6 protein-coding genes are annotated in these 11,578 nt (G+C 51.8%); 2 read left to right on the top strand and 4 right to left on the bottom strand.

Translation table 11 applies throughout. The features are described 5' to 3' along the window. Window positions 1-112 precede the first annotated feature (112 nt). Window positions 113-3,112 (top strand): ATP-binding domain-containing protein, encoded by a 3,000-nt coding sequence (locus M9799_RS12805; RefSeq protein ID WP_231042058.1) that lies wholly within the window; start codon window positions 113-115, stop codon window positions 3,110-3,112. A 74-nt stretch (window positions 3,113-3,186) separates the two neighbouring features. Next, complete coding sequence (locus M9799_RS12800) at window positions 3,187-6,270, top strand: type III restriction-modification system endonuclease (protein WP_231042057.1); 3,084 nt, start codon at window positions 3,187-3,189, stop codon at window positions 6,268-6,270. Between the two features lie 112 nt (window positions 6,271-6,382). Here M9799_RS12800 and M9799_RS12795 read toward each other — a convergent pair whose 3' ends face one another. Genes M9799_RS12795 through M9799_RS12780 form a run of 4 tightly spaced genes read right to left on the bottom strand, consistent with a single transcriptional unit; the run spans window position 6,383 to window position 11,195 of the window. Continuing rightward, the gene (locus M9799_RS12795; protein WP_231042056.1) at window positions 6,383-7,342 is read right to left on the bottom strand and encodes a hypothetical protein; all 960 of its coding nucleotides are present in this window, start codon (window positions 7,340-7,342) and stop codon (window positions 6,383-6,385) included. Next, a complete protein-coding gene (locus M9799_RS12790) occupies window positions 7,342-9,237 on the bottom strand; it encodes an ORC-CDC6 family AAA ATPase (RefSeq protein WP_231042055.1) in 1,896 nt (631 codons plus the stop codon). The genes M9799_RS12795 and M9799_RS12790 overlap by 1 nt, the downstream gene beginning before the upstream one ends. Further along, entirely contained in the window at window positions 9,234-10,451 is a 1,218-nt protein-coding gene (locus M9799_RS12785) for a metallophosphoesterase family protein (RefSeq protein ID WP_231042054.1), read from the bottom strand. The genes M9799_RS12790 and M9799_RS12785 overlap by 4 nt, the downstream gene beginning before the upstream one ends. A gap of 6 nt (window positions 10,452-10,457) precedes the next feature. Further along, entirely contained in the window at window positions 10,458-11,195 is a 738-nt protein-coding gene (locus tag M9799_RS12780; protein WP_231042053.1) for a DNA adenine methylase, read from the bottom strand. Window positions 11,196-11,578 lie beyond the last annotated feature (383 nt).

Genomic DNA, 11,578 nt, shown 5'->3' with positions numbered 1-11,578 from the left:
AATTGGCGAGGTGGACTCAGGCGTCAACCGGTGGTTGACAGCTGCCCTCCGCCGCCGCCCAGCGCATCAAAAGCCTAACAGATAGCATTTGAGACCGAACAATGGGAGAAACATGGCTCTGACCGATAACGATAAGCGCGAATACAGCGCAGAAGAGATCACCGTTCTGGAAGGCGTGATCGACTACGCCGACCGGATGATCTTCGACGATCAGAACCTCAATGCTTTAGGTGGTTTCGCGGACACAAGCGGGTACGTGTCGCATTCCAGCACGTCCTTATACAAGCAACTTCGACGAAATGCCTATGCAAAAACGGTGGTCATCGAAACGGAGTTGAAGGGCCGCTTAGAGTTTCGTTTGAGCTCCACAGAGGCCGTGTATCCAAACGAGGCATCTGGTTACTGTACGCCCCACTCAGCGGTGGGCCGCGTGGCCACTTTCTTCCAGCCGGGCTATGAAGGGCATAGCAAACGCTGGGGCGACTACCGCATCATTGAGACGCGCTCGTTTGACCGCTATGGTGGCCCAGATTTCGAGCCCAATGTGCGCAACTTCCTGCACATGCGCATCTCAGATGACAACGGAGGCAAAGACGTTGTTTCGGACTTGCGTGCTTTCATTGGTAAAAAAGGAGCAGCAAAGCCAACGACGCCAGCCGGAGAACCTTCGATACAGGTCATTGTTCCTAGCGCGCCAGTTATGCAAGCTACGCCGGTTGAACTGCCACCTGCCGAGGTGCAGATTGCAGAGTTCGTCGTGGTGGATGACTCTGATGATTTCGACACCGAACTGGAGATTGATGGCGACGAGGACGGGAATCTTGATGAGCCGCCAGTGAAGCAGGAAGAATATTTCGGCCTGAGCGAGCGCTTCTTCACGCATCAAACCGTTGAACAAAACCAGATCATTGCTCGCTCCCCAGTAGGCGCAATGTTTGTGGAAGGGATTGCAGGCTCTGGCAAGACTTCGGCTGCGTTGGGCCGCATGAAGATGCTGACCACTTTCAATGCAGCGAGCGTGACCGATGAACAGTTGTTCCGCGATGTTGTGGGGCAAGACCAAGATTACTGGTCTGCGGATTTTGCCGGGCAGTTTTCACAAGAAAGTTGCGTTGGCTTTGTACGTACTGGAGAGCTGATTCAGTATCTGCAAGAAACTTGCCGCCGCATCGACTTGCCCAACCTTCCGGTGCATGAATACAAAGAACTGCAAACCCGACTTCGGGAGCACCGCCGCCTGACCAGTAGCCCGGTGCCGGGCCGCCGGTGGGTTGGTTTCGCTGAGGCTCGGGAGGCTCACGCAGCGTCAACCATGCAATGGTTGCATTCGGCAGACCAGGCAATTGCCAGGCAAATTGCGGCCCGGCTGACTGACGTTCTGCCCAGCGCATCAGAGCTAGCCGAACCGTTTGAGCCCGCTGCACGAGCGAAGGTCGTGCGAGTTGCCAACGTTGCGCTTGAATACTTGCAACAAGACCTACAACAAATCTCCACCGAGCTAGCCCAGTCCCCGCGCCCGGGCACCTTTGCGTTAGACCGGCTTGCACTACGACTGCTGAACAAAGTGGAAGATGTTCGCAAGCGCGTGATGGGTGCCAAGGTGATTTGGACTCGCGTTGATGATCAAGTCTTGTTTGCAAACGATGAAAACGCTTTGGCACGCAAACTGGTGGAGCGCAAGGCGGCGTTGTACTTCGTCTCGGGCCAGCGACTAGTATTTATCGATGCGGATGGCCCCATAGACCCAACTTTGCAGTTGCTCACCACCACCGGCGAATCCTTGGCATGGTCTGAAGAGACGCGGGCGTTGATGACTTCGGGCAAGGTCATTGCACGCGAACCATCGGGCAAGAATGTCTACGCCGTGGCCTCTGATGTGAACCACCTTTTCATGCGGCTTTTACCTGAGGCAACCGAATTGGTCTACGCGCCGGTAGAAGGCTCGTTGCGTCGCTTACCTCGAATGTTTGGTTGGGGACGCGCCAAGCTTCCACTCTTGCCCACGGACGATGGAAAAAGCGACGAAGAGCTGACTGATGACGACGCGGACGCAACGGTCGAGACATCAGCGCCGGGCCAGCCGCGCAGCAGCACGCCGGATGCCGTCTTCCGCCGCGTGCTCCGCCGTAAGCTATTGCAGCCCCTGGCCAGCGTGGCCGACCAGTACCTTACTGCGTTGCAAGAGTCTTCCAACCAGTTCCCGGATGCAGCACTGGCAAAGCGCCTGCATGCGCAGTTGAGCAAGTTCAAGTTGGCTGACGAGGACATCGACCTTCTGCTGTGTCTGAGTCATTTGGTGGGACGCGGGCTGAAGCAAGGCGGCTTGCGGCAACTGCAGGAGCTGACGTTCTATCAAGCTGTGTTTGTCGATGAAGTTCAAGATTTCACCGAACAGCAGGTGTTTTTGATGGTTGAGCAGTCGAACCCAAAATACCGAGCCGTAACCGTAGTGGGAGACATTGCACAGAAGCTGCACCATGGCAGCAGCATCGACTTGAAAGCCTGCTTCCCGGGGCAATCAGTGCCTCACGTGCTGCTGACACAAAACCTTCGTCAAGCCGATGCGCCGGGATTGGCTTTGTTCAGCGCAAGTTTCCGTTCTGTTTTACAAGGCGGAAAAAAGCCCTCCACAGCTTTGGCGGAGACGGCGCGACAAGAAGGCGCAAGCTTAGTGCGGCCTCGCATTCAAGTGTGCGAAACGGATGACGCCATGGACGCACGAATTGTTGAGGCCTTAGCCTCGGCCAAGCGCCATCAGACCGTGGCCGTGCTGTTCCCTGATGCCGCCACAGCAGCAAAGACCTACAAGCGCCTTGAGGTTGAGTTGCGCGAACGCATGGTTGAGGCTGAACTTTCAGAAAAGGTCAATCTGGCCCGGCGCCATGTGCGGCATTTCGCGGACGTGGCAAATTCCAAAGGCTTGGAGTTCGATGTAGTGCTGCTGGCTGGAGTTGACCGCTACGACCTCGGTAATGCGTCGCAAATCAATCGTCTGTATGTGGGGATCACACGTGCGCGGCAAAGCCTGGTGCTGCTATCTGGTATCAAGGCCCTGGCTCCGCAGTTGGCTGAAGTGCGTACCCTCTATCAAAATTTGGTAGGTCAGCCATGACCCGACCGCTCGACAAAAAAAGAATTTGAATCTGGCATGCGCTTACGCCCATTGACCAGAACAAGGTATGAAGCATGAAACTCCACTTTGAACCCGACCTGCCCTATCAAAAAGCAGCCATTGATGCCGTGTGTGACCTGTTCCATGGTCAGGAGATTTGCCACTCAGTCTTTTCCGTTAGGACACACGCCCTGACCGATTCCGGGCAGCAGAGCTTCGAGGGCAAGCAGTTTACGGCTGAAGGCGGCATCGGCAATGCCTTGCAGCTGATCGTGGACGAAGAGCTGAGCGAGAACCTGCAAAAGGTGCAGTTGCGCAACGGCTTGCCACCCTCTGATCCGTTGAAACCGAAGCAGGCGCGGGACTTCACCGTAGAAATGGAAACTGGCACGGGCAAAACCTATGTGTATCTGCGCACGGCATTTGAGCTGAACCAGCGCTACGGCTTCACCAAGTTCGTGGTGGTGGTTCCCTCCGTCGCGATCAAAGAAGGCGTCAACAAGACGCTTGAAATCACCCGCGAGCACTTCGAGGGCCTGTATCCGGGGGCCAAGGGCTACGAGTTCTTCCAATACGACTCAGAGAAGCTAGGCCAGGTACGCAACTTCGCGACCAGCCCGAATATTCAAATGATGGTCATCACCGTGGGTGCGATCAACAAGTTTGGCGACGAGGCCGCAGCTGCGACAGAAGAGTCCGATGAGGCCAAGCGACGCGAGAAGTCGAAGAACAAGATGTACCGGGTCAGCGAGAAGACTGGCGGCGAGCGCCCTATTGATTTGATCCGCAGTACCAGACCGATCCTGATCGTGGACGAACCGCAGAGTGTGGACGGCGGCATGGATGGCAAGGGCAAGAAGGCCATGGCCCACATGAACCCGCTGTGCGCCTTGCGCTACTCGGCCACGCACATAGACAAACACAACATGGTCTATCAGCTGGATGCAGTGGACGCCTACGAGCAAAAGCTGGTCAAGCAAATTGAGGTAGCTGCGGCCACGGTGCACGGCGGCGGCAACAAGCCCTACGTGAAGCTGCTGGCCGTGAGCAACAAGAAGGGAGTCATCACCGCCAGCATTGAGGTAGACAAGGAAAACGCCGCTGGCGTTGTGCGCCGCGAACCCATCACGGTGCAAGACGGCTTCGACCTTGAGCAGGAAACCAAACGCCCGATGTACACGAACATCCGCATTGGCGAAATACGCACCGCAAAGGGCGACCAGTTCATCGAACTGAAGGTGCCTGGCAGCGAGGTCTATTTGCGCGCTGGAGAGGCCTGGGGCGATGTGGACGCCAGCGCCGTGCAGCACGAAATGATCCGCCGAACGATCAAGGAGCACCTCGACAAGGAGAAGCGCCTGCGCCCACTGGGCGTGAAGGTGCTGAGCCTGTTCTTCATCGATGAGGTGGCCAAGTATCGCCAATACGATGAACAAGGCAATGCTGTGAAGGGCGAGTACGCCTTGATGTTCGAAGAGGAATACAAGCGATGGGCACGCCACCCCGACTACCAAAGCCTGTTCAACGAGATTGACCTGAGCACAGCGGCCGGAGAGGTACACAACGGCTACTTCTCTATCGATAAGAAGAAAGTGGGCGGCAAAACGGTGGAGATGATGAAGGACACAAGCGGCAGCACTGCGGCCGATGACGATACCTACAGCCTCATCATGCGCGACAAGGAAAAGCTGCTGAGCTTCGAGTCACCGCTGAAATTCATCTTCTCACACTCTGCCTTGAAGGAAGGTTGGGACAACCCCAACGTCTTCCAGATTTGCAACTTTTCAACCCGTGAGACAGAACGCTGGCGTCGGCAGACCATTGGCCGCGGCCTGCGCCTGTGCGTGAACCAGCAAGGCGAGCGTCTGCGTGGTTTTGAGATCAACACATTGACCGTGATTGCGACGGAGAGCTATGAGCAGTTCGCAGAGAAGCTGCAGAAGGACTATGAGGATGCCGGCATCGACTTCGGCGTCGTTAAGCAACACGCCTTTTCTGCGATCACTGTGACGCAAGAAAACGGGGAGCTTACTGCATTGGGCTTTGAGGCATCAAAGGTTTTGTGGGCGCACTTGAAGGCACAAGGCTACATCACGGACAAGGGCAAGGTTCAAGACGCGCTGAAGACCGCATTAAAAGACGGCATGCTGATGCTGCCTGTTGAATTTGAAGCCCAGCGCGCGCAAATCGTAGGGGTGTTGAGAAAGCTATCCGGCAAGCTGGAAGTGAAGAACGCCGACGAGCGTAGGCAGATTGCCATCCGCAAGTCGGTGTTGGTCAGCGCCGAGTTCCAGGCCTTGTGGGACCGCATCAAGCACAAGACTACTTACCGCGTGCACTTCGACAACGAGAAACTGATTGAGAAGTGCATTGAAGCCTTGAACGACATGCAACAGATCGCCAAGACGCGGCTGCAATGGCGCAAGGCCGGCATCTCGGTTACGAAGTCTGGCGTGGATGCCACTGAAAAAAATGGTGCAGACTCAGTCACGTTGAACGAAAACGATATCGAGCTACCCGACATCCTGACCGAGCTGCAAGATCGCACGCAGCTCACGCGCAAGACGATTGTCCGCATCTTGACTGAAAGCACGCGGCTGAACGAGTTCAAGCGCAACCCGCAACACTTCATCGAGATGGCGGCTCAATCCATCAACCGCTGCAAGCGTCTTGCCCTGGTGGACGGCATCAAGTACCAGCGACTAGGAGAGGAAGCCTACTGGGCACAAGAGCTATTCGAAGATCCCAAGAACGTGTTGATGGGCTACCTGAACGAGCACAGCGCCCGCGTGGATGCCGAAAAGTCAGTTTACGAACACGTAGCCATTGATTCAGCCGTGGAATGGAAGTTTGCAGACCAGCTGGAGAAGAACCACGCGGTCAAGGTGTATGCCAAGCTTCCCGGTTGGTTCAAAGTACCAACCCCCTTGGGTAGCTACAACCCCGACTGGGCCGTGCTGGTGGAGCGCGAGGGGCACGAGCACCTGTACTTCGTGGTGGAAACCAAGAGCAGCCTGTTTGACGATGACCTGCGCGACCGGGAGGGCGGCAAGATCAGGTGCGGCACAGCGCATTTCAAGGCGCTGGCAGTGGGAGAGAACCCCGCTATCTATGGCAAGTTCACGGATGTGGATGGGTTAATGGCTTATGAGCCTTGATGTATCGATGATATCTCGGTTGAAGATGCTGGCTGCGTAGCATTAGGGCCAGATCTACCCATAAAAACTCTATTCATTATTATCTCGAAAACTTCGACATTAACTACCATGGTTAATTTTCAGCTCGAAAAATTAGTCTGAGACCAACTTTTATATGACTTGCAGACCTATCATGAGGCTTGATATGACTACCCTGACTAACACGCCAGACAGCTACATCCTGTCGGATCGCAGCAACTATGAGAGTGCAAAGCACGAATATTTTCGGGCCAAAAGGCACAAGTACCACACTATGCTCATCAGTCAGCCCCCGAACGACTGACTCCAGCGTCGTTACGACCGAAGCAGGCGAACACACGTCATATTCAATCACATGACTTGGGGGAATTTCAGAGAGAAGCAGTTCATTAGCTTTTGCGACCGCAGGCTTGTATTCATCTACCGGCGAGATAGGGGAAAATGCCCAGACCTCTCCAGACTGTAGATATTCAACTACGCCAATTGCTTGGTCCTGTTCGTAACCAAGACCCAGAATCGTGGCAGTGGACGAATAGTTACCTTGTGACCAGCCAGCAAAAGCACGATGGGCCGGCCCTACCACCGTGTTAGGTTGCCTAAAAATGCTAGGCTTCTCAAATTTCGCTACGGCATAGGCAAAATCGACGACGAGGTCCTGATGTCGCGAACCTGCATGAATAAATAGTTCATGAACAATCGCCGCTAGACGGAAACGCGTGAAGCACGAAACATCAACGAATATTTTTTTCTGATTATCGTCAGGAAGTGCGCTCAACGTTTGTCGAAAAGCAACCTCAAAATCGTTATCACTTAAAAAATCAAGCACCTCCACTCCGGCGCTCTGAAACAACTTCAGATTTAACTCATACTCCATCTGATGCCCATGATCAAATCCATAAGCAATTGCCCCCTTAGCATTTACTTTTCCTAAAAAAGAAGTGGAACGACTTTCAAATCCTAGCGCAAATACAGAAATATCATAATTTCCCTTCTGCCAGTCAGCTTCCTCAATAGAGACGACTTTTGGCCGAACAAACGTATGACGGCTACTCATCAGAATAATCCTAACTGTTCCGATTCGGAACCATTAGCAATTTTAATGGGAACAGGGCGATATTTATCAAGTGAACCCAACTGTTTTGAAAGTATAGTAGATAAATTTCGCGTCTTTCCTTTGCGCATGGGAAGATTAAAGTGCGGTGCAAGAAGGTGTACAAGCCTAAATACACGACCCACGGGCGTAGTTACTGTGAAATTCACGTCTTGATCATCTACTATGACAATAGCTCCGATATTTAGTGCTGCAATCACCAATCGTTGCACCGAGGGCGGCGTTCCTTCATCGACCGTAAATGAGAGGACCGGATCAGATTTAAAAATTTTCCCCAAGACTTCTTGCTCAAAACTCTTTGCAAGAGCAGTTATTAAGTCATGAAGACTCACATAAGTCATACTCTCCTGAGTCACTTCTACAGGAATAGCGTTGATCCATGCAAGAAATTTTTTTGCGGCCGCATGCAATTCGTGTGTCTGCTGCTCTCTTGTAAGCGCTTGCCCGCTAGGGCTCTGTGTCCATTTCAATATAAGTCTCGAAGCGATACCGCCGAACCATCTTGGATTTCCCTCTGTGGCAGTACACACTGCGTCCCATCCAGAAAAAACGTCGGGTGGCGGACCCTTTAATTTCCTTCTTACAGGTTCTGCGACTATGCCACCCTTAGCCGCTTGCATATAAGCAGACCTAAATCCAACTAGCGGCGCAATCTTTCGTACAATCGAGTTCATTTTTTCGCGAGTGACATTTTCTAGAGACGAAGACCTCACTCCGCGTTGCTGCAGGTAATCGGAAAAACTTCGATCAATACGCTCAAGGTCTTGAAAATCTTTACTCCAAGGACTTGCCTCGTCATAGCGACGGCGTCCATAGGCGCTTTTTTCGTTGGCAAACTGAAAGCGCGATCTCTGAAGGATTGCCATTGGTGACAATGTCGCTGCTTTGGTTCCCGAAACATATTTCTCCCAAAGCCGACGGCAAAATATTTCACGCTCACTCTGGTCGATAAACCAAAGAGGGATCGCGTCGAAATCATTACCTGCAGATGCAGCTGACTCTTGATTCAGAAGTGCCGACGCATCATTTGATGGACTAATTGCCAGCTTGAAAACAAAGCGTTGATCTGTTGAGCGGAGGTATCTAAAAAGATCCTTCTGGATCGTTATTGGAGCAATTTCAAGCTCATCAAAACACAGTGCCCAGCGCGCGTTGTATAGTTCGGTGACATTGACAAAATTCTCGGCAATTTCACGGGCAACGCCGAGCACATCCATCTTTGCCAATCGCTTCATGTAGGGTGACAGATTCTCGATTGCTTGAGGTACACCAAGGTGTACCATTTCCTCGACCAAAGCGAGCTTCAAACCATTTAGCGAGGGTACCCTCAGCGGCAGATGCCACGAATCAGCGAGAGCGAGACAGAGAGCAACTTCCCGCTCTCTTGAGAGTTCAACCCGGGTCGACTCGCCGCCGCGATCGTTCGAAGGCCGATCTCGTGTTATTTGAAGCAAACAAGATATAAAAGCTTCTCGAAAGTGCGACAAAAAAACAGCGTTTGAAAACTGTGTCTGGGCTTCACCTGAGAGCAACTGGGCTTTGTGCTCGACCTGCGTTTTCCAATTAATATCTGCTGGAGTAAATACACTCCAGTAGTCAATCTTTGATCTCGCTATATCACCTTCCTCCCCTTCCCACGCGGCCAGTGCCTTAGGTTGAAGCATTTTCAACAAATGCGTTTTGCCACTTCCCCGTGGTCCAATGAGAAGGGAATTCCTCAATGCGATCAACTCCCAAAATTTGCTCGATGGTACGAATTGGTGAGCCACTTCCTCTGCGGTTATATGTCTTGCATTATAAGAGCCAAAAAATGGTGACGCTGCAGATGGATTACTCATTCGGAAACCTCAGATTTTGGCACTGATCGTCCAACTTGGGATATGCGACCCTCTCTATCTCTGTTTAAGTTTATTTGACTCTTCTCTAGCAGAGACTCTATTTGTTGAAAGTGCGCAGGCGTAGTGAATTTAAGGTCCGGCACTTGAATCAATACATCTTTCCAGTCCAAAAAACCTGGAACTGTACCAAGAACTTGTTCAATTTTTGAGACAATCGCGCGCGGCTGAAATGTGGAACCAAACCCGCACATAGGAGGAAATCCTTCACCGTCATTCATAATAGGTCGACGCTGCCAACCTCCTGTCACATTCCAAGTCCATGTTTCAATGGTCCCCCTTAGTGGGGCTGCAGCAGTCTCATCTACCTCTACATCTAGAAGATGGAATTGGTTGAATCGCCCCTGAATCTGTGCTGAAAAGGTAGACGCGCCTACTACCACCGATGACGGATCGACGGTAAATTCCAAATTCGGAATATGTCGATGCCCGTGCAAAGTAAGCCAGGGCGTAGCCGTACATTTAGTCAGTGTACTTATGAGTTCAATGCCCTTTTTCATAAATTCCGAATCAGGTGCCTTTCCCCAAATACCCTGAAGCGGACGCACATGATGATGACACAAAAGAATATTCAGATCGGCCGGTTCAAGAGCATCCAGTTCGTTCTTGATAGCCGTAATAGTTCGTTCCGAAACTCGCCCATGGTGATGTTCTTTATCCCCGTTACCGTGATAGGCGCTGGTATTTAGCACAACGATTCGTACGCCAGGCATTGGATTCACAAGCACAAAGTTCCGAGACCAAAATCGATCAGTAAGGCGCTCATCTGAAAATGGAAACATTGGCTGGACGGTCTGAAGTGCGCCTTTAGGATCTGGGTCTTCCTCAGCATCGACAAGTCGAGAATTCAAATCATGGTTGCCACAAGTGGCAATCAACTCCCTTGCACCTAACTTCTCCTTTAGAGCGTTTAGTTTGGCCCATGCAAATTGAAAACCGCCCAAGTCGGCCTTGTCACAGATGTCCCCCCCGCACATGACTAGATCAGATCGAAGGGCCTCTTTATTAATTAGCTTATCTAAGTCACCAAACGGATCGGGGTCGGAAACTCCAGGGTTTGCCGGAAGATACGAGGGGCCAGCGATGCCCCTGCCAGGCAAATTTTGAAATGCGTGGAGATCGCTAAGTAGCGCAAGCCGGACATGACGTTTCGGCATATAAAATCAATAGTTATAAGCCAATATCTCGCGCGCAGAGCGGCGCGAACGCGCGAACCCGGCAACGCTCCGATTTACATCGAGATGCTTGAATGACCAGCCGCTAAGTACGTCCATAACTGCCTCACACTCCTTGAATGAAAGAAGGACTCGAACGCCATTATCAGTCAATGTCTTGCAAGAATTCACCAGTCTTTCTAGATCAGCAGAATGAAAAGCTCCTTTATAGCTATATTCTCCGCGAAATCTAGTAGCATCGCTGTAGGGAGGATCTAAATAAACGAAATCACCACTCGATGCATAAACAAGAGTTTCTTCAAAATCGCCGCAGACAAGTTCAACTTTTTGCAAAGCCTTGGAAGCTGCTTGCAGATTTTTTTCATCTGGAAGAGAAAAAAACTTGCTACCTAGTGGCACATTAAAAATTCCTTGGCGGTTTGTTCTATAAACCCCATTGAAGCAGGATTTCATCAAATATATTAACCTTGCCGCGCGTTGAACTCTTGTCAAACTGGATGGATCAACTGCTCGCAAGGTGTAGTACGCCTCACTGGTCTGCGGTATTGAGCTCAAATAATAGAGTACATCCAGGGGGTTGTCTCTAATTGCGGAATAAGTTGCAAAAATTTCCGGGTTTAAGTCACCTAGTACTGCACGCGCAGGTAAGATCTCAAAAAACAGTACTGCAGAGCCTGCGAAGGGTTCAAGATACCTACCAAAATCCAGCGGGGCGATGGAGCGCAACTCGGGTAGAATTCTGCGCTTGCTCCCTGCCCATCGTAATATTGAAGTCATTGGCTTCGCAGAGTCGGTATAACAGCCTTCTCCCCGTCTAAAATTCAAGACAGCGAGCTATCCGCCTAGCGGTCATGTTGCTGAAGAAATGGTCATTATACGGGCGTCGACTCTTGACTAACTCTCTGCTTTAACCAGTGGACTGCAACCGCTTTTTGGTCAGTTTGCGGGACAGCACTGCCTTGTATTTCAATGCGGACAGGGTCAGCGGTCTGCAGTTCTCACTTCTACACGTCGCCATCGCTAGAGAGGGAGCAACCTCGAGCGTAACTGGTGCTACTTCCAAAGAGTGTTAAGAGCGGCTAACTGCGGTCATGCCCCATGGCCTGGTG

The sequence above is a fragment of the Comamonas endophytica genome (assembly GCF_023634805.2).
In the GTDB taxonomy this organism is placed as follows: Bacteria; Pseudomonadota; Gammaproteobacteria; order Burkholderiales; family Burkholderiaceae_C; genus Comamonas; species Comamonas endophytica.
Note: the sequence above shows the minus strand (reverse complement) of the source record. Positions and strands in the feature narration are given on the sequence as shown.